The organism is Clostridium sp. AF50-3, assembly GCF_003477445.1.
Taxonomy (GTDB): domain Bacteria; phylum Bacillota; class Clostridia; order Lachnospirales; family Lachnospiraceae; genus Otoolea; species Otoolea fessa.
Genome location: NZ_QUDH01000006.1, coordinates 121507 through 146436 on the forward strand (window position 1 = coordinate 121507; position 24930 = coordinate 146436).

At 46.9% G+C, this 24930-nt stretch carries 20 protein-coding genes, 2 tRNA genes and 1 pseudogene; 18 read left to right on the plus strand and 5 right to left on the minus strand.

All coding sequences use genetic code 11. The features are described from left to right. Positions 1–255 precede the first annotated feature (255 nt). From DW085_RS08810 to proC, 9 genes are all read left to right on the plus strand, one after another. Positions 256–2832, plus strand: a complete 2577-nt coding sequence (locus DW085_RS08810; RefSeq protein WP_233430244.1) for a transglycosylase domain-containing protein — start codon at positions 256–258, stop codon at positions 2830–2832. A gap of 381 nt (positions 2833–3213) precedes the next feature. Beyond that, entirely contained in the window at positions 3214–4293 is a 1080-nt protein-coding gene (locus DW085_RS08815; RefSeq protein WP_107001112.1) for a Gfo/Idh/MocA family oxidoreductase, read from the plus strand. A gap of 16 nt (positions 4294–4309) precedes the next feature. Next, positions 4310–5026 carry a hypothetical protein gene (locus DW085_RS08820; protein WP_107001111.1) on the plus strand — a complete coding sequence of 239 codons (717 nt, stop codon included), beginning with the start codon at positions 4310–4312 and terminating at the stop codon, positions 5024–5026. Between the two features lie 68 nt (positions 5027–5094). Continuing rightward, positions 5095–5604, plus strand: coding sequence for a TRAP transporter small permease (locus tag DW085_RS08825; protein WP_107001110.1), 510 nt, complete (start codon positions 5095–5097; stop codon positions 5602–5604). A 16-nt stretch (positions 5605–5620) separates the two neighbouring features. Further along, positions 5621–6733, plus strand: coding sequence for a TRAP transporter large permease (locus DW085_RS08830; protein WP_118492293.1), 1113 nt, complete (start codon positions 5621–5623; stop codon positions 6731–6733). A 197-nt stretch (positions 6734–6930) separates the two neighbouring features. Beyond that, positions 6931–7989: a TRAP transporter substrate-binding protein gene (locus tag DW085_RS08840; RefSeq protein ID WP_182430844.1), complete on the plus strand. Its 1059-nt coding sequence runs from the start codon at positions 6931–6933 to the stop codon at positions 7987–7989. Positions 7990–8024: 35 nt separating this feature from the next. Beyond that, positions 8025–8996: a hypothetical protein gene (locus DW085_RS08845; protein WP_107001107.1), complete on the plus strand. Its 972-nt coding sequence runs from the start codon at positions 8025–8027 to the stop codon at positions 8994–8996. A 189-nt stretch (positions 8997–9185) separates the two neighbouring features. Next, positions 9186–9800, plus strand: coding sequence for a GntR family transcriptional regulator (locus tag DW085_RS08850; RefSeq protein ID WP_181357223.1), 615 nt, complete (start codon positions 9186–9188; stop codon positions 9798–9800). 105 nt (positions 9801–9905) lie between these two features. Next, a complete protein-coding gene (proC, locus tag DW085_RS08855) occupies positions 9906–10736 on the plus strand; it encodes a pyrroline-5-carboxylate reductase (RefSeq protein ID WP_107001105.1) in 831 nt (276 codons plus the stop codon). A 96-nt stretch (positions 10737–10832) separates the two neighbouring features. On the opposite strand, the gene DW085_RS08860 is transcribed toward proC, so the two are convergent. Continuing rightward, positions 10833–11741: an AraC family transcriptional regulator gene (locus tag DW085_RS08860; protein ID WP_107001104.1), complete on the minus strand. Its 909-nt coding sequence runs from the start codon at positions 11739–11741 to the stop codon at positions 10833–10835. A 179-nt stretch (positions 11742–11920) separates the two neighbouring features. Here DW085_RS08860 and DW085_RS08865 point away from each other — a divergent pair, with 179 nt between their 5' ends. The 4 genes from DW085_RS08865 (at position 11921) to DW085_RS08880 (ending at position 16563) form a co-directional block, all read left to right on the plus strand. Then, positions 11921–14308 carry a formate C-acetyltransferase/glycerol dehydratase family glycyl radical enzyme gene (locus DW085_RS08865; RefSeq protein ID WP_107001103.1) on the plus strand — a complete coding sequence of 796 codons (2388 nt, stop codon included), beginning with the start codon at positions 11921–11923 and terminating at the stop codon, positions 14306–14308. Positions 14309–14425: 117 nt separating this feature from the next. Next, the gene (locus DW085_RS08870; protein ID WP_107001102.1) at positions 14426–15412 is read left to right on the plus strand and encodes a glycyl-radical enzyme activating protein; all 987 of its coding nucleotides are present in this window, start codon (positions 14426–14428) and stop codon (positions 15410–15412) included. A 211-nt stretch (positions 15413–15623) separates the two neighbouring features. Further along, positions 15624–15911, plus strand: a complete 288-nt coding sequence (locus DW085_RS08875) for a DUF2325 domain-containing protein (protein WP_022358490.1) — start codon at positions 15624–15626, stop codon at positions 15909–15911. 241 nt (positions 15912–16152) lie between these two features. Further along, entirely contained in the window at positions 16153–16563 is a 411-nt protein-coding gene (locus tag DW085_RS08880) for a metal-dependent transcriptional regulator (protein WP_107001101.1), read from the plus strand. A gap of 186 nt (positions 16564–16749) precedes the next feature. Here the strand turns inward: DW085_RS08880 and DW085_RS08885 are convergent, their stop codons facing one another. The 3 genes from DW085_RS08885 to DW085_RS08895 all read right to left on the minus strand — a co-directional run bounded on the left by DW085_RS08885 (position 16750) and on the right by DW085_RS08895 (position 17783). Then, positions 16750–17379, minus strand: a complete 630-nt coding sequence (locus tag DW085_RS08885; RefSeq protein WP_107001100.1) for a DUF4397 domain-containing protein — start codon at positions 17377–17379, stop codon at positions 16750–16752. A gap of 240 nt (positions 17380–17619) precedes the next feature. Further along, positions 17620–17691, minus strand: a tRNA-Glu gene (locus DW085_RS08890). 18 nt (positions 17692–17709) lie between these two features. Continuing rightward, positions 17710–17783 (minus strand) — tRNA-Pro (locus DW085_RS08895). Between the two features lie 317 nt (positions 17784–18100). Between DW085_RS08895 and DW085_RS19120 the strand changes: the two genes are divergently transcribed. After that, positions 18101–18244, plus strand: a complete 144-nt coding sequence (locus DW085_RS19120; RefSeq protein WP_022358601.1) for a hypothetical protein — start codon at positions 18101–18103, stop codon at positions 18242–18244. Positions 18245–18469: 225 nt separating this feature from the next. Here DW085_RS19120 and DW085_RS08900 read toward each other — a convergent pair whose 3' ends face one another. Next, on the minus strand, positions 18470–19153 hold the full coding sequence (locus DW085_RS08900; RefSeq protein ID WP_181357222.1) for a 3D domain-containing protein: 684 nt from the start codon (positions 19151–19153) through the stop codon (positions 18470–18472). Between the two features lie 471 nt (positions 19154–19624). Here DW085_RS08900 and hrcA point away from each other — a divergent pair. From hrcA to dnaJ, 4 genes and pseudogenes are all read left to right on the plus strand, one after another. Then, positions 19625–20667 (plus strand): annotated as a pseudogene (hrcA, locus tag DW085_RS08905) (heat-inducible transcriptional repressor HrcA). Positions 20668–20698: 31 nt separating this feature from the next. After that, complete coding sequence (gene grpE / locus DW085_RS08910) at positions 20699–21310, plus strand: nucleotide exchange factor GrpE (protein ID WP_107001097.1); 612 nt, start codon at positions 20699–20701, stop codon at positions 21308–21310. 144 nt (positions 21311–21454) lie between these two features. Then, on the plus strand, positions 21455–23323 hold the full coding sequence (dnaK, locus tag DW085_RS08915; RefSeq protein WP_022359496.1) for a molecular chaperone DnaK: 1869 nt from the start codon (positions 21455–21457) through the stop codon (positions 23321–23323). Between the two features lie 385 nt (positions 23324–23708). After that, positions 23709–24863, plus strand: a complete 1155-nt coding sequence (gene dnaJ, locus DW085_RS08920; RefSeq protein ID WP_107001096.1) for a molecular chaperone DnaJ — start codon at positions 23709–23711, stop codon at positions 24861–24863. Positions 24864–24930 lie beyond the last annotated feature (67 nt).

Below are 24930 nucleotides of genomic sequence, written 5' to 3' on the forward strand. Positions count from 1 at the left end.
CATTTTTGAAGCCACGGAAAAATCCGTTACTGGGCATGTGTGCGTGAACAGTAACACGCGGTAGGAGATTGGGCAGATTTCGAAAACAGGCTTGTTCTTTTGGACAAAAAAACTTATAATAAAATGGAGTCCAAGCTGATTTTGTCAGAAAAGTATAAAAAGTTGCTGTCCGCAGACTGGCATTATTGAAGCCTGAGGTGCCGCATGAAATTAGAATGGCAGCAATCATAGATACATAGGAAGATGAGGGAAGAGATGAGGGAGAAACAGACGAGAGAGGACGCCTCCGGCGTTCGAAAGAAACCGGCAGCTTCATCCGCACGATCTTCGGGCAGGCGGGGCACCGCAAAGAAAAGCGGGAAAATCGATGTCGGCAAGCGAAAGAAAGCGGGCAAAAATAACAGCTGGAGCGGTGGGCGGATCGTGTTCCATGCGATGGCAAGGATCTTTGGAACCATGTTCAAGACGCTTCTGGTGTGTCTGGTACTGCTGGTGATTGGCGGTGCCGGATTTGGAGCATATAAGCTGATTCCGCTCTATGAGGACTATAAAAGCCAGATAGAGGGAGTGGTGGAAAACAGTACGCTGGATACATTCCGTTTGCAGGAGGCAAGTTATATTTATGATTCCAACGGTAATGTGCTGGCGAAGCTGACGGGAGACGAGGATTCCAGTTATTTGAAGTATGACCAGATACCGCAGAATGCAGTCAACGCATTTGTGGCGATCGAGGATCGGACGTTCTGGGAAAATCCAGGCATTGATATAAAAGGTATTTTCCGTGTCGCAGTCAATTACTTTTTGACTGAGGGAGCAGAAAAGCACGGCGCGAGTACGATCACCCAGCAGTTAGCGAGAAACCGTTTTCTGACCCGCGAGGTGTCGATGGAGCGGAAGATCAAGGAGATGCTGATTTCCTTAGATCTGACGAAGAAATACACCAAAGAGCAGATTATGGAGTTCTATATCAATGATATCAGCTTCGCGAACACGTACTACGGGCTTCAGGCGGCTGCAAGAGGTTATTTTGGCAAGGATGCGGATGAACTGTCCTTGAGCCAGACGGCATATTTGTGTGCGATTCCGAACTCGCCGACGTATTACAACCCGTACCGTCATCCGGAAAATGCGCTGACACGCCGCGATAAGATTCTGGAAGATATGCTGAGTATGGGATTTATTACGGAGAAAGCGTGCAAAGAGGCAAAGGCGGAGGAGATCACGGTCAACCGCCAGAGAGTGCCGCTGCACAACTATGAGACGACGTATGCGATCGACTGTGCGATTCGCTATCTGATGCGCCGTGACGGCTTTGAATTCCAGTATGGATTCCGCAGCGACGAGGCTTACAAAGAGTACAATGCCAATTACAACGAGGTGTACAACCAGGAGCGCGATGCGCTCTACACGGGCGGCTATAACCTTTATACCTCGTTGGATCCGGACAAGCAGACGATCCTGCAGGATGCATTAGATGGAGTTTTGTCCTTTGATGGCAATACATCCGAAAACGGCGTTTACAAGCTGCAAGGCGCGTCCACCGTTATTGACAACAAGACGAACCGCGTCGTGGCGATTGTGGGTGGACGTAGTCAGGAGACGGATACCTACACATTAAACCGTGCGTTCCAGAGCCCGAGACAGCCGGGAAGTTCTATCAAACCGTTGATCGTGTATACACCGGCACTGGAAAATGGTTACACATCGGAAACAAAGATTCCGAATATCGATATTGACGCGGCGAAGCAGAAGGGCGTGGATGTGAAGTCCCTTTCCGGCGAGAGGCTGGAGCTTCGAAATGCGGTCGAGCGAAGTAAAAATGGTGTGGCATGGTATATCTATGATGATATCACACCGGATGTCGGCATGGCATATTTAACCCAGATGCGCTTCGCGAGCGTGCAGGCGGCGGACTATTATCCGGCGACCTCCCTGGGCGGCTTTACCACCGGTATGACGACCGAGGAGATGGCGGGCGCTTATGCAGCGCTGTCAGACCGGGGACAGTACCGCGAACCGACCTGTATTATCAAGATGATCAATAACCAGGGCGAAGATATTTTTGAAGATTATGAATCGGTTCAGGTTTACCAGGAGAGCAGCGCCGTGATGATGACCGATATTTTAAAGGGAGTTGTCACAAAAGGTACGGCGGCATCGATGGGGTGGAGCGGCAATATAGAGGCGGCCGGAAAGACCGGTACGACCAACGGCAGCCGTGACGGCTGGTTCTGCGGCATGACGCCATATTATACGATGACGGTCTGGGTTGGCTACGACCAGCAGAAGACACTTTCCAGCCTGTACGGCGGCACGTATCCGGCGAAGATCTGGAAAAATGCGATGGAAAAGATGGTAGAGGGGCTTCCGGCGGCGTCCTTTGATACCCCGGAGACGGACAATGGACGCGGAGAAGGAACCTATCTGGCAGGTCATCCGGATGCATTTGAAATCACAACCAGCGGATATACCGCGGCGAATTTCAGAAGGGATCATTTGCTCTCGGATGAGGCGGCGAAGCTTCTGGAGTCTGCAAAGAGCGGCGATTCCGGCCGCAGCAGCAAGGAGTTAAAAGAAGACGCCAGCGCCAAGATCGAGCAGATCAAGAGCGAATCCATCAAAGAGCGGATGCAGCGGATCCACAAGACGGGTACGGCAGGAAAACGGTATTCAGCCCCGGCGGTGGTGCCGGAAACACCTGCCGAGACAGTTGAAGATCCGGCAGAATCTAGCACGACGATCGTGCCGGCAGGACCGGGCAGCGACATCGGACCAGGACACGGTCCGGCGCAGGAACCGGCAGTGGGTCCGGCGGCGGAGATTGGGCAGTAAAGAATTGAAAATGAGAAGAGTCATTTGATGCAGAGACATTAAATGGCTCTTCTTTGTTTTGTAGAAAAGAATTGTTCTATGAAATCTGTTCAAGATTTATGTGGAATCAATGGCGGAAGAATATTTGAATGAGAATAAAATTGACCGATTGTTTATGCAATAAGGGAAATATGGGGGAAAATGGATTGGAAATGTACAATACAATGAAATAAAACATGATAAAAGATCAATACGATTTAAAGTTCGTCAAATAAAATCAGAAAACGACTTGAAAATAAAAAAATAAAGTGCTAATATATCAGTAAGATATCTGAGATATATTAAAGAAAACAAAGTGCATGTACTAATAAAAGATTAAAAAAGAAAGGAAGGAAAAAGAGTATGGGCGACAAAATCAGATTTGGTATTATCGGCGGCGGTATGGCAGGTCCGTTAAATGCAGGAGCACTTCGGGATATCCCGGAAGCAGAGGTTGTTGCATTCTGTGACGTGAAAGAGGATGTGGCAAAGGAATTCAGCAAAGAGTACAATATTCCGTCTTATTACACGGATTATAAAGAGATGCTGAAACGAGATGATATCGATGCTGTCTGTGTAGTAACACCTCCATTCCTGCATGAGCAGATGGTTGTGGACTGTGCGAAGGCTGGCAAACACGTAATGTGTGAGAAACCAATTTCTGTCGATTGTAATGCAGCTGACAGGATGATTGCAGCATGTAAAGAAGCGGGCGTTAAATTTGGTGTTATCTTTATGTACCGTTTCATGGATCAGGCTCAGCTGATCAAGAAAGCGCTGGATGAAGGCAAGCTTGGTAAACTTCTTTCGGTTGATTGTTCTGGAAAATGCTTCCGAAGCGATGAATACTATGCTTCCGGTGCATGGAGAGGTACATGGAAAGGTGAGGGCGGCGGTTCCCTGATTAGCCAGACCGTTCATTTTATTGACTTAATGCTTTATTTAGTCGGCGATGTAGAGAGACTGACTGGTAATTATATGACAACCCTGCATCCGGATATTGAAGTAGATGACGTAGCCAACGCAATATTCAAATTTAAGAATGGGGCGTTGGGAAGCCTGGTAAGTAGTAGTGCAGTCCGTCCGGGTTATCCGCGTCACATCGAAATCCATGGTGAAAAAGGTACGATCAAGATTGTGGAAGAAGAGATCGTAGAATGGAAAGTAGAAGGCATGAACGAGGATGATTACCTGACCAAGGTAAAAGTTGACTCTGGTGATACAGCAACGGGTGCTGGCTATGTGGCAACCGAAAATCACAGAAGACAGCTTACTGATTTCATCCATGCGATCAAAGAAGATCGTGAGCCGATGGTAGACGGCGTAGAGGGAAGAAGAACACTTGAATTTATCCGTGCGATTTATCAGTCGAGCGACCTTGGTAAAGAAGTGCATTTCCCGATCCAGGAAGATGAAAAATACGGAAAGAAGACAGCTTGGTAATAAGGAGGTATAGATTATGGAAAAGAAGATGTATACAGAGACGTTGGAAAAGGTTCGCAATGATTATGCGGTTCGCAATATTGATAAATTAGAGGCAGCGATCAAAGCCGGTGATATGGAAAAAGCGCTGGAGCTGCACAAATTAAATGTAGAGAAAAAGACAGGATTTCACCATTTCGCAGTCCGCTGGGTAAATCAGACATTACGCAATTTCAAGAAATGGGCACCGGATGAGGCGATCTTTGAATGTATGGAAGACTATGCATTATGGTGCTATCCGCCATGTCTGCAGGACTGGATGGAGAAATATAAAGCGGGTCAGGCTACATATAAAGATTTCCCAATGGAAGATTTCCTGGAGAACCGTGCAGTATTATGGTCTGCTCTTCATGATAACGGCGATCAGATTTGGGAAGAGGATGAGGAGAAGATTACCTTTACACTTCCGCGTTGTAACAGCGGCGGCTGGCTGGTAACCGAATGTCAAGACAAGGTACAGACTTTAGATAAACCGGATCCAAGAGCTTATAATAAGGAAGGATTCCAGTGCTACTGCCTGAACTGTACAACCATGTGGGAGTTTGGTTGGTACAAATGGTTTGGATGGCCATTATTCATTATGGATGTGCCGACTATCGGCAGTGACGGTAAGTGCGTGATGGTTATGTACAAAGATCCGAAAGATATCCCGGATTCTTACTATGAGAAACGCGGCTTAGAGAGAAAGATCTAATAAAAAACCGGCGGCAGTTTCACCGGCTGCCGCCTTTGTAAAAACTATCCAGGAAAGGGGGATACATTATGAAAGAAAAGGGGAACCCACTTCTCCAGATAATTCGAAATGTAAATGATGCGGTAGTAGTTGTTCTTTTCCTTGCGATGACAATTACAGTTATTATTCAGGTTTTTTTTCGTTTTGTAATACAGAGTCCTCTTAGATGGACCGAAGAATTAGCGAGATATCTGATGATATGGCTGGTATTGATGGCATCGGCGATTGCGATGAGAAATCGTTCTCACCTTCAGGTAGATGTTCTGACATCTGCACTTCCGCAAAAGCCGAAACGCATTTTGACCGCGATTGTAGATCTTTTAACGATTGTTTTCTTATGTATTATGACATATTTCGGGTTCAAAGTAGTACAGTCTACGACGGCTCAGACGTCTCCGGCGATGCAGATTCCGATGGCTTTGATTTACGCGGCATTCCCAACCGGTGGAGTTTTGATGATTATGGAACAGCTCCTTACCTTTATCGAACGCTTAAAAAACAAGAATGCACCGGAAGAACCGAGAGAATTTATAGATTAGTAAAGGAGGCTGCGATATGTTAGGATTTTTATTTATCTGTATTTTGTGTCTGTTTCTAATCGGAGCCCCTATTTTTGTTGCACTCGGAATGGGAACGACACTTTCGATTATGCTTGAGGGAAATTTCCCATTGGTTCTGGTACCGCAGAGAATGTTTGCGGGTCTTGACAGCTGGCCGATCATGGCGATTCCGATGTTCATGCTGGCAGGAAATCTGATGGATCAGGGCGGTATGTCCAAACGGATTGTAGATTTTGCAAGTGCGTCGATCGGCTTTGTAAAAGGAAGTCTGGCGATGGTAGCCGTACTGGCATCCATGATTTTCGCGGCAATTTCCGGTTCAGCAACGGCTGGAACAGCAGCAATCGGTTCGATCATGACGCCTGCATTTAAAGAAAAAGGCTATAACATGAGTTTCGTAACGGTTCTGCTCTCAGCAGCAGGAAGTATCGGACCGATTATTCCGCCAAGTATCTTAATGGTTCTGATTGGATATTCCACAGGTGCATCTGTTGGTCAGTTATTCCTCGGAGGCGCTATTCCTGGAGTTATGATTGGTGTGGCACTGATGGTCTACTCCTATATTCACGCTTCCAGGGGCGGAGATGCATATATCCAGACAACCAAGTTTGATCCGAAAGAAGTACGGAGAACGATGTTTTCTGCACTTCCTGGTTTAGGACTTCCGATTATCATTATCGGTGGTATCATCAGCGGTATCTTTTCTGCAACTGAAGCAGCGGCTGTGGCGGTTGTCTATGGCTTCCTGGTAGGTATGTTTATTTACAAAGAAATTACATTGAAAGATTTACCTGGTATTTTTGTTAAGTCCGCGCAGACAGCGGCTGGCATCATGATTATCACAGGCTGCGCTTATATCTTTGCATGGTTTATCACAGCAAAACAGCTGCCGCAGCTCTTAATCCAGGTTATGAATACATTCATCACAAGTAAGACTGCATTCCTTATTTTCTTAAATATTGCGCTGTTCTTAGTTGGAATGTTTATGGAAAGTTTCTCTGCAATTATCGTTTTAATGCCGATCTTATTCCCGGTAGCAACCGCTTATGGATCGACCCGATTCACTTTGGTGTTATTGTCTGCATCAACCTGGCGATTGGATACGTAACACCGCCTTATGGAGCAACTTTATTCGTTGCCTGTGGATTGACCGGCAAGAGTGTAAGAGAGGTATTCCCGTTTGTAATTCCTACGATTCTTGCAATGTTAGTTGTACTGATTATTGTTACATATCTCCCGCAGACCTATTTATGGCTGCCGCAGTTAATGGGATAAGAAGATGAAATGAAAGGAGGATTTATTGATATGAAGAAAAATGTGAAACGGTTTGTAAGCATGACGATGGCGATGCTGGTGGCAGCTGGCTCTCTGGCAGGATGTGGAGGAGGCGGCAGCGCTTCCACAGGAGAGTCCGCAAAGGCAGCGGCTAATACAGGCGGTTCATCCGGTGGTGCGGTGACCGTAAAGGTTTCCTTATCACAGGCAGCAACCGAACCTCCGGTAAAAGCAGCGGAATATTTTAAAGAGATTGTGGAAGAGCGATCCAATGGCGAAATTAAAGTAGAAATATATCCGGATAACCAGCTTGGCAATGAGCGAGATGTCATTGAGGGTATGCAGCTTGGCACCGTAGAGATGGCGATGACGTCGGTAGCGCCGTTCTCCAGCTTTGTTCCATCTGTTAATATATTCTGCCTTCCGTTCCTCTGGAGAGATAAGGAACATATGTATTCCGTTCTGGACTCTGACGAGATTGGAATGTCCTATAGCGGTGACTGTGAGGAGAAAGGCTTCCATCTGATGGGCTTCCTGGATTTGGGAACCAGACATATCATGACAACGCAGAAGACGATCAACAGTATCGAGGATTTAAAGAATCTCAAGATCCGGACCATGGAAAATCAGGTACAGCTGGATTCCTTTACCGCATTCGGCGCAAGCCCGCTGCCGATGGCATACGGCGAATTATACACAGCGCTGCAGCAGAACATTATTGACGGTGCAGAAGCGGCCAATACAAACTATTATTCCAAGAAGTTTTATGAGGCAGCGCCGCACTGGGCAATGGTTGGATGGACCAACGACTTAGGTATCTGCGTAGTTGCTAAGAATTTCTATGATTCTCTTTCGGACGAGCACAAACAGATTATCGATGAGTGCACCAAAGAAATGATCGATAAAGAGAGAGAACTTTATACAGCATCTGAGGATGAGTGCTTGGAACTGTTAAATGGAGAGGGCATCGAAATCACAGAGCCGGATCGCGAACCATTTATCGAGGCAGCCCAGAGCGTATATGATCAGTGGGGCGATAAAGTAGGCGGAAGAGATAAAATTGACGCAATCGTTAATTTTGGAAAATAAAATGTGTTCAGTGACAGAGAAAGGCAAAGGTGTATATGGGATTTGATTATCAAAGTTTTTTGAATGACAAGATTTTTGAAGAATTAAACAAGATAAAAGCCTTTTCTCCGGAGGTTATTGAGCAGGAAGCGGCGGCGCGAAAAAAACCGGGATTTCCGCATGATAAGCTGGTATTTGCGGCAGCGGATCACAATGCCAGAATGATCAATGAGTACAAAGGAAATCCGATTGGTTTAAGTAATAGGCGGGAGTATTTATCCCGCCTGGTGCGGATGCTGCAGAGTGATCAGATTGATGGAATCGAGGCGACACCGGATATTATTGAAGATTTATTTATCCTCAATAAGTTGCAGCGGGAACGTGGAGAAAAGGCGTTTCTGGATGGGAAGATGCTGGTTGGCACTGTGAACCGGGGCGGTCTGAAAAATACGGTATGGGAGATGGACGATATGCCGTCCTGTTATACAGTCGATCGCCTAGTGAAACTTCGGATGGACGGTGTAAAGTTTATGATCCGTCTGAATCCGATGGATGAGCGAAGCAAATATACGGTTCGGTACTGTGCAGAAGCTGTCAATGCAGCAGAGTCAGCTGGTCTTCCAATTTTTATCGAGGCGCTGTATGTAGAAACGACGGAAACGGGGTTTACGATGAAGACGGATTCAGAGAGTCTGTGTAAGGTAGTCGGCGTGGTAGGCGCTCTTGGCTGCCGTGCATCCGGCAAATGGATTGAAGTTCCGCTGAATCATGAATATGCAGTTCCGACGGCGGCGACCACCTGTCCGGTGCTGGTAGTTCCAGACGAGGTAAAGAGTGAGCCGATTGAGGTTGTAGAAGAGTACACGAAAGAGATCGGAATCAGCAGCAATATCCGCGGAATCTTGCTGGGACGAAATGTTATGTACAATGAATCGGATCCGCTTCCAATCGCGGAAGCGATCGCGGATATCTGGCATAAGGGCGGCAACGCGGAAGAAAATTACAAGCGATGCGTCGAAAAATTATAAAAAAAATAGGGCATATCAGGTTACTGGGCATGTATGCGTGAACAGTAACTATATCAGAAACGGGGTATATACAAAAGTCTAATTGAATTTGATCCTTATTTGCGCTATTATAAAAATAAGCATTCCTGTAGACTAAAAGAAGTTGGATGCAAATCACAGATTTGTTCTACAAGAAAGATGAGGGAAACAATGCGAGTTAGTGATGTGGCATACGAGAAGATTAAGATGATGATTATTACAGCCAGACTTCGCCCCGGACAGACATTAGTAGAGGCTGAATTGATGGAAGAGCTGGGGATGGGACGAACTCCCATCCGTGAGGCACTGAATCGACTGGCATGGGAAAACTTTGTGAAAATTGTCCCGAGACAATGTATTATGGTAAATGAGATTTCCTTATATGAAGTGGAATCGATTTATCAGATGAGATTTGCTCTGTCTCCACTTGAATCAGAGCTTGCTGCTATGAATCGGACGGAAGAAGATTTAAAGCGGCTGAAAGACAGCCTGGAAGTCCTGAGAGAGGAGACAGATGCGGAAGAAAGAGTTCTTTTGGATCGAGCATTTCATAGAATTATTTCTTCTATGACTAGGAATCCGTTTCTTGAGCGGGAGATGAATAATTACCAGGATTTGAGTATTCGTCTTCTGTTTTTAAACCGGATTAATTTATCTTCGATTGATGATATGGATATTGGACATCATGAGGAAATTTATCGTTGTCTTCAGGAGAGAGATGTAGATAAATTGATATCGGTTCAGAAAGCGCATGTTCAGGCATTTAAAGAAAAATTTATCCGCTGAGAGCGGGAACTTCCCTTCGCTGAAAGGCGAAGGGAAATATAAGCCACATAAGATATATTTGAAGTATATTACTAACTCGGACTTTAAGTTGAAAGGAGACCAGCTATGAAAAAAATTGCTTTTATTGGAAGTGGAACTATGGGTACAGCTCTTGCAACGGCAGCCTGCAAGGGAATTGATCCATCGGAAGTTGTGATTACAGATGTGGTTACAGAAAAAGGACAGAAATTAGCGGACGAGCTGGGATGCAACTTTGTTGAGACCAATGGAGAAGCGATCAAGGCAGCTCATTATGTTGTGTTCTGTGTAAAACCGCAGTTTTTAAAGAGTGTTCTGGAAGAGGTGAAACCGGTCTTTGCGGCATGTGCAGAAGAAGGGCAGGAAAAAATTATCGTTTCGATTGTAGCGGGTGTTGAGGTTTCAACCTATATGAAAGAATTAGAGTTAGAAGGAAAGAATGTTCCGGTTATCCGTATTCTCCCGAATACAGCCTGCTTGATTGGAAAAGGTTTTATCCTGATCGAACAGGGCGACAGCTACACGAAGGAACAGGAGGACGAATTCCGGTATATTCTACGTGAAGCCGGTGGATTTGACAGCCTTCCGGCCTCCCAGTTTGTGGCAGGCACGGTATTAACATCTACATCCCCGGCGTTTATCGCAATGTTTGCTAATTCTCTGGCAGACGGCGGCGTTTACAATGGTCTTTTACGTTATCAGGCGAGAAGATATGCACTGGAAGGAATCCTTGGAACCGTGCAGCTGTTTTTACAGAGCGAAAAGCATCTTGAGAATTTAAAAGATGATGTGTGTTCTCCGGCTGGTCCGGCGATGATCGGTGTGAAGACACTGGAAGACCGTGGGTTCCGCAGCAGCGTGATCAATGCGGTTGTCGATGCTTATAAACGATTTGATGAAATTGGAAAATTAAAATAATCGTTGCATCATCCTGAAAAAGCCCCCCTTTATATTTTTATACCACCTTAGCAGCCGGTCGGTTTCCCTGATGAAGAGAAGCCGGCCGGTTTTCCATTAACTGCTTGGGATATCTGGTTTTGATAAGTGTTGTTTCCGGTACTGTGCTGGTGTGCAGCCAATGATCCGTTTGAATGTGGCGATGTAATTGCTGACCTGGTTGTATCCGACCAGTCCGGCAATCTGTGAGATGGGCAGATCGCGGTGAAGGAGGGAAACACTGGTCTGGATGCGGTAATTAGTTAAATATCCATAGGGAGTTGTGTGAAGAATATTTTGAAAAATCCGGCAGCATTCTCCGACGCTGATATTGGCTGATGCAGCCAGGTCTGAGAGCTGTAAATCATCTGCGTAATGTGCATAGATGAACAGGAGAATGGATTGCAGGCGCTGCTGGCGCAGGAGGTTAATAGAGGTAGAATTCCCACTGCTGTGAAAATTGGAAATCAACAGATTCCACATCGAGGTAATCTTAATGCAGATAGAATATTCATTGCCTTTAACCTGATTGGAAAGAAATAAATCGGTTATTTTTTTGTGCAGTCCGATCAACTCTTTCTGCCATTCGGATTCCGGGTGAATAGAGAAAGCGGAGAATTTCCCGCCGGCGGTATAGGGCAGGACGTAGTCCTGATCCATGCGGCTTCCAGGAAAAAAGGCAAGAAGGCGGTAAGGAAAATTGAGGCTCGCATAGGAGCCGTCTTCCGACATCTGTGTGACGGCATGAATCAGGGAGGTGTTGACGAAAATCAGATCTCCAGCCTGTCCGGGCAGAGAAAGATTATCTACCTGCATTGTCAATGTTCCGCTTAGTACGAGGGTAAACTGCAGCTCATCATGCCAGTGGAAGTCGCGCAGCCAGCGTCCCGGCGGCTGCATGGAATGAATATCAGAATAGTAGACATTGACCGGAAAATCTTGATCTTGATAGTGGTTGATTTCCTGTAACTGGGAAGTAGATTTCAAAGGATCCCTTCTTTCTATAAAAATTCAATATGTTAAGATTTTGGTATTTTTAGTTATTGATATTGTACCATTTCCACATAAGAATTGCTATACTTTTAAACGAAAAGAGATTTATAGCAGGTGCTAAAAAAATAAATCCCACAGAATGGGAATGTGAGTAAAAAATAGGAGGAAATCAGATGGCAGCAATCGAAAGAAAACCATACATGGATCGGATTGACCGATTAAAACAGAGAGTATTAAAGACCAAGCCAGAGATGGATCTGGAAAATGCAATTATCCTGACAAAGGGCTTCCAGGAATCAGAGGGACAGCCGCTGTGCATCCGGAAAGCATATGCATTTAAGAAACAGTGCCTGGAGAAAACTGTAAAAATCTGGGGGGATGAGCTGATTGTCGGCAATGCCGGAAGCAAGCAGCGCGGCGGTATTTTAAGTGTCGATACCTGCTGGTCGGTTCTGGATGAGGAGCTGGATACCATCAGTACCCGTCCATATGACCCATTCTATCTGCGCCCAGAGGATCGGAAGGCATTTGAGGAGATCATCCGCCCGTACTGGAAGGGACGTTCCACGTATGAGCAGTGGCTGGTACAATGCCCAGATTTTGCGGCAACCTTACGTGACTGCGGCGCTCTTTACATCAACCGTAAATCGGTTCGTGGCTGGGGCGAGACGACTGCGGGTTATTCCAGAGTCATTAAAGAAGGCATGGAGGGAATCAAGGCGCATATCCATAAAGTGCTTGATACACTTGATATTACCCGTCCGGGTGACTATGAGAAGATTGAATACCTGAAAGCGATGGAGCTGGCAGCTGACGGTATCTCCGCATTGGGACACCGCTATGCGGCAGAGGCGAGAAAGCTGGCAGAGGCAGAGCCGGATGAGAAGCGCAGAAAAGAACTGTTACAGATTGCAGGGACCTGCGATCAGGTTCCGGAAAAACCGGCGCGTACCTTCCGCGAGGCGATTCAGTCGATGTATATTTACCAGACCTGTATTTTCATGGAGCAGAATGCAGCAAGCTACAACCCGGGACGTATGGATCAATATCTTTACCCATTTTATAAGGCAGATATCGAGGCTGGCCGTTTGACAGAGGAAGAGGCGCAGGAACTTTTGGACTGCTTATGGGTTAAATTCTCTGAGCAGTGCCTGTTCCAGGATCAGGTAACCGCACAGTTTTCCGCCGGTTACCCAATGTTCCAGAACGTATGCTGCGGCGGTGTGGATGAGCGCGGCATGGACGCAGTCAATGACGTGTCGTACCTGATTTTGCAGGCAACCGCAGAAGTACAGTTATATCAGCCATCCCTGTCTGTCCGCTACAATATGGCGAAGAATCCGAGCAGCTTCTTAAAGAAGATTGCAGAGGTTATCAAGCTTGGAACCGGTTTCCCGGCATTTCACAACGATGAAGTTGGTATCGAGATGCTCCTGAACAAGGGAATCCCGTTAAAAGAAGCATATAACTGGAATCCATGCGGCTGTGTAGAGACGAACCTGGAAGGAAAACAGAGATGCTACACCGCATATGCAGACTTCAACTTAGGTTCTGCGGTTGAATTTGCCCTGTTAAACGGCAAGAGCCGTAAATATGGCATTCAGGCATCTGAGGCGACCGGCGATCCGACTGCCTTTAATACCTACGAAGAGTTTGAAGAGGCAGTCAAAGAGCAGATCCGCTATGAACTTCGCGGAACCGTGGCTTCCAGCCATGTATGCGATGACATTGGCTTCCAGAGGGTCGTTCCGGCACTTTCCCTTTCCTTCTATGAGTGCGTAGAGAATGCGAAAGATTACGCATGGGGCGGTGCGAAATATAACCTTGGAAATGGTATTGATGCGATCGGCGTAGCAGACCTGATCAACAGCCTGATTGCAGTAAAGAAACTTGTATTTGATGAGAAAAAAGTAACGATGCAGCGTCTTCTGGATGCACTGGATGCAAACTTTGTGGGTTATGAGGATGTCAAGAAGATGTGTGATGAAGCTCCGAAGTACGGCAATGATGACGACGAAGTAAACGAGCTGACCGGTGATATGTTCTGTTTTATCGCGGACTATATTGAGTCGTTCCACAGCAAATTCGGCAAGATGACGCCAGGTATTCTTCCGGTATCTGGAAATACTCCGTTTGGTCTGGAGGTCGGTGCACTTCCGTCCGGACGTCTGGCTTGGAAACCGTTAGCAGACGGCGTATCTCCGAACCAGGGAACCGATACCGAGGGCATGGGCGCTGTATTGAAATCCATTTCCCACATTCCGCATGGCCGTTTCAATCAGGGAACCCTGCTGAATGTAAAGATGGATACGGTATTCCGCGACAGCCCGAACTCGACAAAAGAACTGATGAACTACCTGCGGAGTCTCTGCTCCCTGGGCGTATTCCACACACAGTTCAATGTCATCGATACGGAGACCTTAAAAGAAGCACAGAAGCATCCGGAGGATTACAACGGACTGCTGGTACGTGTAGCTGGTTATACAGCATATTTTACAGAGCTTGGAAAAGAAGTACAGGACGATATCATTTCCAGAACTTCACATTCCAATATCTGCTAGGAAAAAGAGTGAAATCTGCCGTGTTTCATAAAAAATACGGCAAATCAGCTACCGGGGATGTGCATCATGCGCGGTGGCGGGCAGCAGGCAAGGTGTACTTGACAGGAGGAACAGCGTATGGAATTAAAAGCAAATATTCTTCGGATTGAGCGGTTATCCCTCTCCGATGGGAAGGGAATGCGGACGGTTGTATTTTTTAAGGGCTGTCCCCTGCGCTGTGCCTGGTGTTCGACACCGGAGTCACAGTCGGGGCAGCGGGAAGTCTACTATATGAAAGAGCGCTGCACCGGATGCGGTGCCTGCATCCAGGTCTGTCCGGAACAGGCACTTCGCCGGAGCGAAAAAACGGGAGAGATCGTGAGGGATTACAGCCGCTGTAAACAGTGCTTTCAGTGTGTGGATGCCTGCAATTACCGGGCACAGCAGATCTATGGCAAGGAGATGACCGTAAAAGAGGTAATGCGCGAGATCCAGAAGGATGAGATGTTTTTCTTCTATTCTGGTGGTGGCGTGACACTTTCAGGAGGTGATCTGTTCTGTCAGACGGATTTTGCGGAAGCACTGCTGGAGGCCTGTGATGATGCCTGTATCAATGCGGCGGCAGAGTTAGATATGTTTACTTCGTTTGAAAATGTCAAACGGATCGTGCCGCATCTGCAGATGTTTTATGTGGATGTGAAAACCATGGATCCGGAAAAGCATAAGAAATGGACGGGGCAGGACAATGCCTGTATTCTGGAAAATATCCGCAAATCCGATGCGATCTGCGCGCCGCATTCGATTCATGTCCGTGTGCCGCTGGTAGAAGGAGTCAATGATGATGTGGAAAATATTCGGAAAACGGCGCAGTTATGCCAGGAACTTAAAAATTGTCAGGAATTGGAATTTCTGCCATATCATAGACTGGGGCTTCATGCATACCGGCAGCTGGGGAGAAAATATCAGTTAGAAGAACATACGTCGATGAGTCGTTGGGATGTGTATCAGAAAATGGAATTTCTGTGCGAAACGGATTGGACATTTGATATAGCGATATCGGGATTGGAGGTGTATAAAGCTGGAATAGGAAAAACGGGAGTAACAGAGGAGGTGTTAAAAGCGTAAAATACGATAAAAATTAGTATTGGATAAAAATGGATAATGGGAAAATGCGTACCGTGTAAGATAAGGTTGGTTGGTGAAAAATAGTCTTGCACGGTACGTTTATTTCTATGAATTTTCTATGAATTTCAATTTTCCTCTGGACAAATAAGATGAGTTAGTGTATACTAACTTCATCAGCAGTTAGACAGAGCTAACTTTCGGAGGATAAAATATGAGTGTTGTAATTGTAGGTGGTCATGACCGCATGGTCAGCCAGTACGTGAAAATCTGCAAATCATTTAACTGTAAGGCAAAGGTATTTACACAGATGACGGCGGATTTCGGCAAACAGATCGGAGCGCCGGATCTGCTTGTACTCTTTACAAGCACCGTTTCCCATAAAATGATTCGGACGGCGGTTGATGGTGCAAAGGGAAGCCGGACAGAAGTTGTCCGCTGCCACACCAGCAGCAAAACCGCGTTGGAAGAAATTTTGCAGGAACACTGTGCAGCTTGCTGACGTATTTAAAGGCGAAGCCACGGCAAATTCCGTTACTGGGCACGTATGCGTGAACAGTAACTCCGTCGGTTTCTGGAAACGATAGATTGATTTCGATATGGTTTGAAATATTCTTCCAAATATGGTATTCTAGTATATAGTATTATGGTAACTGGTCGGCAGTTTGGGAAGACTATTCTGCGGGAGACGGGAAGGCACGAAGCCAGGCCGGTTATGTGTTAGAAGTTTGGAGGGAATCACTTTGAAAATACAGCAGTCAGCAGAGGATTATCTGGAAACGATTCTTATGTTAAGCTATCGCAAGCCGATGATCCGTTCGATCGATGTAGTCAATGAGCTGGGGTATTCAAAACCAAGCGTCAGCGTTGCGATGAAGAATCTTCGTGAAAACGGTTATATTTCGATGGATCATGAGGGATATATCACTCTGGAGCCGTCGGGACGGAAGATCGCGGAGATGATTTATGAGCGTCATACATTACTGACAAAGCTTTTGGTAGCGTTGGATGTGCCAAGAGAGGTGGCAGTGGAAGATGCCTGCCGCATTGAACATGTGATCAGCCCGCAGAGTTTTGAGGCAATCAAAGAATTTGCAGCCGCGCATCTGGCAAAGCTCGAGAAAGCAAACCGGACAGATGAGCCGGAAAAATAGATGGCTGTTTAAGATTCGGACAGTTATATTCTCATCATAAATTTATAATTGCAGAGGACACGGAAGAGAGACCGCACGCGTGAACGTGGCGGTCTCTTTTTTCATAGGAAATTACGTCCTATGAAACAAAAAAACGCTTCGCGGGATTTGCACTCGCGTGAAGAAGCTTTTCTCAAATAAAAGCGATCAGGCGTTGAGCATCTGTACCGAAAAATCATTAAAAGTACCCAGAACCGCCAGTGTGTAGCTGTAACCGCTGCGAAGCCGGATATTTGTGTTGACGATGGCGAATCCCGGATTGGTCCGGCGGTAGACGGTCAGCTGGTAGATGCCGGGGATGATGTGCATGTAGCGCGTATAATTCATGTAATCCAGATCGGATACGACCAGACGTCCGTTCAGGTATATATCGATGGGTTCGCGGATGGAGGCGGCATTGTAGAAACGCAGGTGCGCGATCTCCGATGAGGTGGAAAAGAACGGCGAGAGAATGCCCCAGGTCCAGAGCGCGCCATTTGGAGATGGCTTCCAGTTGGAACCGCCGCAGTTTATGCAGCCACCGGTGTTCGGGCTGCCATGATTATTGGACGGCAGGGTGGGCATCACATCCCCGTATGGTCCGAAGCCCGGAGATACCTGAAGATCATTGGATGAGCTGTCCGGATATGTTAAGATAACAGGAGGCTGAGAACTAAATCCAGACTGTGCCGTATCACTGGTTCCAGCTGCTGCCGCATCCGTCTCCGGTGCCGCCGCCGGAGTCGTGTCAGCATCCCCCTCAGGCACTGCTGCTGCATCGTAGTTGTATGTTTCCATAAAAAGATACCTCTTTTCATATTGGCTATATTGCAGTATATGAAGAAGAAAAAAGGAGAGTTACTATTTGCAGGCAGGAATTTTCTGGACTGAAAATCCTGTTCGATACTGTAGAAAAGTGTATTTTGCCGATCTGGAATGCGGAGCATCGGCAAAATTCAGTTATAGTTTACATGATTTTGTGAAAGGTCAAGAATGAAGAAAATAAAAAAGAGACTCGAATCTCGAATCTCTTTCCAGTGACCTGTCCGGGAATCGAACCCGGGTTTACGCCGTGAGAGGGCGTCGTCTTGACCGCTTGACCAACAGGCCATATTTAATTTTATTCAATCGAGGCGACGTGATTCGAACACGCGACCTCTGCGTCCCGAACGCAGCGCTCTACCAAACTGAGCCACGCCTCGATATGATTTTCTCGCTTTTGAAGCGGTGCTCATCAGCGACTCCTATATACTATCACGCCTTCAAAAAAAATGCAAGCGTTTTTTTGAAAAAAATTGAAAAAGTTTTAAAAAATTGAAAAAACCCTTTAAAATCAATATTTTCACGCTTTTAACTTATATTTCGAAATTATTATGAATAACGTAAGAAAGCGAAAGGATGATTAAAGTCTTGCTAAGGATGCGCCGAAACTCTTTTCATTTTGGATAAAAAGAATAAAATGGGGAACAAAGCATAGTGAGCTTGCATTGAAAAATGAATGAGTCAGGAGGAATTAAGTATGAACATCATCGCAGCCATCTTATTTGGAATATATGGAGTGATCGGAGGCGTGAGTACCGTCGTATGTACCGTGAGCATTCCGGGTATCATTATTTGGAAAATTTACCGGAAAACGAAATATCATAAGGCGCTGACGGATTAAGTAAAATAAGGGTAACTGTTCAGTAGGTCTGTGCATTTACTGCGCTGACCGTACGAAAACATGGGCTAGCAGGCAAAAATCCCATTGCCGTAGGCAATTTTTAATGGATTTTTGCGCGTGACTGTGAAGGTACTGAACAGTTACAAATAAGAATTATAAAAAAAGGGTCTTGCAGGTGAAAGATTTTCTATCTGCAAGACCCTTTTTTGCTTAAAATCAATGTAATTATCGGACAATATAGACATCGGCGCTTCTCTTTCCATACTGCAGTGCCTGACTGTGGGAATTGAAGAAGATGTCCAGTTTGTTTCCGCGGATGCCGCTGCCGCTGTCCTCAACGGTATAGACAACGCCGTTGATGCGGAGTTTAGTTCCGAGCGGGAATACGCGCAAGTCGGCGGAAATGGTATGTCCTGCCTGCGGAATGGTGCCGGATTTAGTGCGGTTCTTTCCACCACGGCAGCATCTGCGGCAGCTGCAGTAAGCAGTTGTCGTAAAACGTCCGGCGTAGATTTCAGCAGGTGCCTCTGCTTCCTGTGCCTCGGCAGCAGCATTTGTGTCAGTATTTTCAGTCATTGCAGCTTCGCCAGCGTTCTCTGCCTCCACTTGTGCAGACTCATTTGAAAATGCAGCGACTTCTGCCTCGGAAGCGTTCGTGTCAGCCGCTTCTTCCGCAGCAGCGTTTGTCTGCTTTCTAATCAGCTCCGGATCGGAAGCCGGACCAGATGGTGTCTGGGCTGCTTCGGTGGAAATGCCGTTTGTTTCTTCACCGGCTGCCGCATCTATTTGGGAGACAAGCTCAGTTCCGGCATCTGTGGCTGCCAGTGTATTCATGGTGCCTGCCATGAGACAGACCAGGCTCATTGCCGTTGTGGCAAGTCCGCGCCGCATGGTGTTCATCATATTCATCAAATAAAAACCTCTCATTTCAATTTAGATTCATTTGTCTCATCGCAACGATTGTGTATCTCACAAATATTGCAATGCGTTTACAAATGTTATAATTTGTTACTATTATATTACAAAAATGTTAAATGTCAAGCCGGAGAGCCTGAAATAGGGCTCTGGGAGCGGTCGGAGGTTCGACAAGTCGAAAGCTTGTTCGGACGCAAACAGGAAAGCGGGTGAGTGAGTTTCTACCTATAGAAAGTGTGAAAATCAGCGTGCCTAAAAACAGGGTATGCAGAATGAAAAATTTTATTCGAAAAAAGAAGAAAAAATTTTTTTTAAAAAACCGAAAAAAATCATTGACAAATACTTGCGTAAGTAATATAGTATGAACTGTAGATATTAGCACTCTGATAGATTGAGTGCTAACAAAAAACTTCCAGAGCGGGTTTAAGAGACCGGCGGAAGCGGATGCACGGAAGGAGAGATTGGATGGAACTGGATGAGAGAAAAGAAAAGATTTTGAAAGCGATTATCCAGAACTATCTGGAGACCGGAGAGCCGGTTGGTTCCAGAACGATCTCCAAGTATTCCGATTTGAAACTCAGTTCGGCGACGATTCGAAATGAGATGTCGGATCTGGAAGAACTGGGATATATCATTCAGCCGCACACATCGGCAGGCGGATTCCTTCAGATAAAGGATATCGTTTCTATGTGGATCAGTTGATTCATGAGAAAGAGACGGAGGTCACGCAGGTGCGTGATATGGTCATCCAGAGAGTGGATCGGGTGGAGCTTCTGTTAAAGCAGATGGCAAAGCTTTTGGCGAGCAATACGAATTATGCGACGCTGATCAGCGGACCGCAGTATCACCAGACGAAGATCAAGTTTATACAGCTTTCCAGAGTGGAAGCCGGGAAACTCCTGATTGTCACTGTTTTAGAAGGCAACATTATCAAGAACTCGATTGTGGCACTCGATGCGGAGCTGACTGATGAGGACATCCTGAATCTGAATATTCTTTTAAATAGCGGTCTCAACGGATTGACGATGGAGCAGATTAATCTGGATGTCATTACCCGGATGAAAGGGCAGGCAGGCGAGCGCAGCCACATCGTGGATGTGGTACTAAGCGAGGTGGCCGAGGCGATTCGTTCCGGCGAGGAAGATTTACAGATTTACACCGAAGGTACGACGAACATTTTCAAATATCCGGAACTGAGCGATGGTGCGAAAGCCAGCCAGCTCATCGGGACACTGGAGCAGAAAGACCTCTGGAGAGAGATTCTTACCGAGGACGATGCGGACAGCGATAAGAAAAATGAGATTCAGGTCTACATCGGAAGTGAGACACAGGTGCAGTCGATGAAGGACTGCAGTATCGTTACTGCCAATTATGAATTGGGGGACGGACTTCGGGGAACGATAGGAATCGTTGGACCGAAACGAATGGATTATGACAAAGTTGTATCGACCCTGCGCTCATTAAAGAGCCAGCTCGATCAGACATTCAATCATAAAGATACCGAGTAGCACGGATGTGCAAAATAAAGAGGTGAGAGACATGGCAAAGACAGAGATAGATTCCAAAGCAGCCGAGGCAGCAAATGAGGAGCAGGTAAAAGAAACAGAAACCCAGGCAGAAGCTGAGGTAGTGAAGGAAAAGGAAGCTTCTTCGGAAGACGCACAAGCGCCGGAGGGAGAAAAAGAGAAAAAAGGATTTTTCTCCAAAAAGAAGGATAAGAAAGATGAGCAGATCGAGGAGCTGACGGATCGCCTGAAGCGCACGATGGCTGAATTTGACAATTTCCGAAAACGAACGGAGAAAGAAAAATCAGCGATGTATGAGATTGGCGCAAAGGACATCATCGAGAAGATTCTCCCGGTGGTGGACAATTTCGAGCGTGGTTTGGCGACCATCCCGGAGGGCGAAGAAAAAAGTGCTTTCGCCGAGGGCATGGATAAGGTTTACAAGCAGCTCGTAAAAACACTGGGTGATGCAGGTGTAAAGCCAATCGAAGCGGTTGGTCAGCCATTTGATCCGAACTTCCACAATGCAGTGATGCATATTGAGGATGAAAACCTGGGTGAGAATGTGGTAGCCGAGGAGTTCCAGAAAGGCTATGTATACCGCGACAGCGTGGTTCGCCACAGCATGGTAAAAGTGGCAAATTAAAATAGGTAACACGTAAACAGCTGGCACCCAGAATTCGGTGCTGGTGGTTGATTTGATATAATATAGACAGACAGGCGGCAGAATTTAACTCCCATGGGGAGAAAGAGAACTGCCAGAAAAAGATAATTTCAGGAGGAAATAACTATGAGCAAGATTATCGGTATTGACTTAGGTACAACAAACAGTTGTGTAGCCGTTATGGAAGGTGGTAAACCGGTTGTTATCGCAAATACAGAAGGTATCCGTACCACACCGTCCGTTGTGGCATTTACAAAGACAGGCGAGAGACTGGTCGGCGAGCCGGCAAAGCGTCAGGCAGTTACCAACGCTGAGAAGACCATTTCTTCTATCAAGAGACACATGGGCAGCGACTACAAAGTAACCATTGATGACAAGAAATATACGCCGCAGGAGATTTCCGCGATGATTCTGCAGAAGCTGAAAGCAGATGCAGAGAGCTACTTGGGCGAGAAGGTAAACGAGGCAGTTATTACTGTTCCGGCTTACTTCAACGACGCACAGCGTCAGGCAACCAAGGATGCAGGTAAGATCGCTGGTCTGGATGTAAAGAGAATTATCAACGAGCCGACGGCAGCAGCGCTTGCGTATGGCCTTGATAATGAGAAAGAGCAGAAGATCATGGTATATGATTTAGGTGGCGGTACATTCGATGTTTCCATCATCGAGATCGGTGACGGCGTTATCGAGGTTCTGGCAACCAACGGCGATACACATCTGGGCGGCGATGATTTCGATAACCGTATTACCCAGTGGATGATCGACGAGTTCAAGAAAGCAGAGGGTGTAGACCTTTCCGCTGATAAGATGGCGCTTCAGAGACTGAAAGAAGCAGCTGAGAAAGCGAAAAAAGAGCTTTCTTCCGCAACTACAACCAATATCAACCTTCCGTTCATCACTGCAACCAGCGAGGGACCGAAGCATCTGGATATGAACCTGACCAGAGCTAAATTTGATGAGCTGACCAGAGACTTAATCGAGAGAACCGCAATTCCGGTACAGAACGCACTGAAAGATGCTGGTATCACTGCTTCTGAGTTAAGCAAAGTACTTCTGGTAGGTGGTTCCACACGTATGCTGGCAGCACAGGAAGAAGTAAAACGTCTGACTGGTAAAGAGCCGAGCAAATCCTTAAACCCGGATGAGTGCGTAGCAATCGGTGCAGCTATCCAGGGGGGTAAGCTGGCTGGCGATGCCGGTGCCGGTGATATCCTTCTTCTGGATGTAACTCCGCTGTCTCTGTCCATCGAGACTATGGGTGGTGTAGCAACCAGACTGATTGAGAGAAATACCACAATCCCGACCAAGAAGAGCCAGATCTTCTCTACCGCAGCTGATAACCAGACCGCTGTTGATATCCACGTTGTACAGGGCGAGAGACAGTTCGCAAAGGACAACAAGACACTGGGAACCTTCCGTCTGGATGGCATTCTTCCGGCAAGAAGAGGTGTTCCGCAGATTGAGGTTACCTTCGATATTGATGCAAACGGTATCGTAAATGTATCTGCAAAAGACCTTGGTACAGGTAAAGAGCAGCACATCACGATTACCTCTGGTTCCAATATGTCCGATTCCGATATCGATAAGGCAGTCAAAGAGGCAGCTGAGTACGAGGCACAGGATAAGAAGAGAAAAGAGGGCATCGATGCAAGAAATGAAGCTGACTCCATGGTATTCCAGACCGAGAAAGCTCTGCAGGATGTAGGCGATAAGATCGATGCAAACGATAAAGCAGCCGTAGAAGCTGACTTAAATGCACTGAAAGAAGCTATCAACAAAGCTCCGATCGACCAGATGACCGATGCACAGATTGATGAAATCAAGGCTGGCAAGGAAAAACTGATGAACAGCGCACAGGCACTCTTCAGCAAGGTTTACGAGCAGGCACAGGCAGCTGGCGCAGCAGGAGCACAGGGCGGTGCTCAGGGTGCAGCTGATGCAGGAAGTGCACCGCATGACGATAATGTAGTTGACGGAGACTTTAAAGAGGTATAATATAATAAGCAGCCATTTTTCAAAGAAAAATGAGCGGATTACGAATGTTTTTGAGGATTGCGGGAGCACGCAGTGCGGAGCAATCCGGGACATCGGGGTATCAATAGAAAAACGCAGTGAGGGGCTGTCGCAGGAATCTGCGGCAGACCCCCATTTGTAGGTTTTGGGGTAACTGTTCAGTAGGTCTGCGCATTTACTGCGCTGACCGTACGAAAACATGGGCCAGCAGGCAAAAATCCCATTGCCGTAGGCAATTTTTAATGGATTTTTGCGCGTGACTGTGAAGGTACTGAACAGTTACGTTGTGGGAAGATAAATAGATACGATAGAAACTCTGCCGGATGCGGTCAAATGTACCGGCGGATTTTGGGAAGGAAGAGCTGAAATGGCAGAGAGTAAGAGAGATTACTATGAGGTCTTAGGCGTCCCGAAGGATGCGGACGATGCGACACTCAAAAAAGCATACAGAACCCTGGCCAAAAAGTATCATCCGGATGCAAATCCGGGCGATCAGGCGGCAGCCGATAAATTTAAGGAAGCATCGGAGGCGTACAGCGTACTGAGTGATCCGGAGAAGAGACGTCAGTATGATCAGTTCGGCCATGCGGCTTTTGACGGCGGTGCAGGCGGCGCTGGCGGATTCGGTGGTTTTGATTTCAACGGCGGCGATATGGGAGACATTTTCGGAGATATCTTCGGAGATATTTTTGGCGGCGGACGCAGCCGCGGCGGCAGAAGCAACGGACCGATGCGCGGCGCGGATGTGCGTACCAGTGTGCGGATTACTTTTGAAGAAGCGATCTTCGGCTGTGAAAAAGAGCTGGAGTTAAACTTAAAGGAAACCTGTGAGAAATGTCATGGAACGGGTGCAAAACCGGGAACCCAGCCGCAGACCTGTCCGAAATGTAACGGTAAAGGCAAGATCATGTACACGCAGCAGTCGTTCTTTGGTCAGATTCAGAATGTACAGACCTGTCCGGATTGTAACGGAACCGGAAAGATCATCAAGGATAAATGCCCGGATTGCTACGGAACCGGCTATGTAGCGAAGAGAAAGAAGATCAAAGTGACGATCCCGGCAGGTATCGACAACGGTCAGATGCTGCGTGACCGCGGCAACGGCGAACCAGGTACCAACGGCGGTCCGCGCGGAGATCTGCTGGTAGAAGTAGTGGTATCCCAGCACCCGATCTTCAAGCGCCAGGATACAACAATCTACTCAACCGTGCCGATCTCCTTCGTGAAAGCAGCACTCGGCGGTCCGATCCGTATCAAGACGGTGGACGGCGAGGTAGAGTATGAGGTCAAACCGGGAACCCAGACAGATACGAGAGTCCGCCTGAAAGGAAAAGGTGTTCCGTCCCTGCGTAACCGCAACGTGCGCGGCGACCATTTCGTGACGCTGGTGGTACAGGTTCCGGAGCGCATGACCGAGGCACAGAAGGAAGCGCTTCGCAAGTTTGACGATGCCATGAACGGAATTGCACCGGAGGGCGAGAAACATAAGAAGAAAGGACTGTTCGGAAAGCTGGAGAAATAGAATACGGACAGGACAAAAATAGAAAAGAGTTGTCGGGCTGACATAAAAATGCGGCGCGGCAGCTCTT

Coding starts and splice junctions, on each gene's coding strand:
- DW085_RS08885 (WP_107001100.1), bottom strand. CDS start 17,379: ATGGAAACATACAACTACGATGCAGCAGCAGTGCCTGAGGGGGATGCT.
- DW085_RS08900 (WP_181357222.1), bottom strand. CDS start 19,153: ATGAATATGATGAACACCATGCGGCGCGGACTTGCCACAACGGCAATG.
- DW085_RS08870 (WP_107001102.1), top strand. CDS start 14,426: ATGGAATTAAAAGCAAATATTCTTCGGATTGAGCGGTTATCCCTCTCC.
- DW085_RS08875 (WP_022358490.1), top strand. CDS start 15,624: ATGAGTGTTGTAATTGTAGGTGGTCATGACCGCATGGTCAGCCAGTAC.
- DW085_RS19120 (WP_022358601.1), top strand. CDS start 18,101: ATGAACATCATCGCAGCCATCTTATTTGGAATATATGGAGTGATCGGA.
- DW085_RS08845 (WP_107001107.1), top strand. CDS start 8,025: ATGGGATTTGATTATCAAAGTTTTTTGAATGACAAGATTTTTGAAGAA.
- DW085_RS08815 (WP_107001112.1), top strand. CDS start 3,214: ATGGGCGACAAAATCAGATTTGGTATTATCGGCGGCGGTATGGCAGGT.
- DW085_RS08825 (WP_107001110.1), top strand. CDS start 5,095: ATGAAAGAAAAGGGGAACCCACTTCTCCAGATAATTCGAAATGTAAAT.
- dnaJ (WP_107001096.1), top strand. CDS start 23,709: ATGGCAGAGAGTAAGAGAGATTACTATGAGGTCTTAGGCGTCCCGAAG.
- DW085_RS08850 (WP_181357223.1), top strand. CDS start 9,186: ATGCGAGTTAGTGATGTGGCATACGAGAAGATTAAGATGATGATTATT.
- DW085_RS08865 (WP_107001103.1), top strand. CDS start 11,921: ATGGCAGCAATCGAAAGAAAACCATACATGGATCGGATTGACCGATTA.
- DW085_RS08840 (WP_182430844.1), top strand. CDS start 6,931: ATGAAGAAAAATGTGAAACGGTTTGTAAGCATGACGATGGCGATGCTG.
- proC (WP_107001105.1), top strand. CDS start 9,906: ATGAAAAAAATTGCTTTTATTGGAAGTGGAACTATGGGTACAGCTCTT.
- DW085_RS08820 (WP_107001111.1), top strand. CDS start 4,310: ATGGAAAAGAAGATGTATACAGAGACGTTGGAAAAGGTTCGCAATGAT.
- grpE (WP_107001097.1), top strand. CDS start 20,699: ATGGCAAAGACAGAGATAGATTCCAAAGCAGCCGAGGCAGCAAATGAG.
- DW085_RS08810 (WP_233430244.1), top strand. CDS start 256: ATGAGGGAGAAACAGACGAGAGAGGACGCCTCCGGCGTTCGAAAGAAA.
- DW085_RS08830 (WP_118492293.1), top strand. CDS start 5,621: ATGTTAGGATTTTTATTTATCTGTATTTTGTGTCTGTTTCTAATCGGA.
- dnaK (WP_022359496.1), top strand. CDS start 21,455: ATGAGCAAGATTATCGGTATTGACTTAGGTACAACAAACAGTTGTGTA.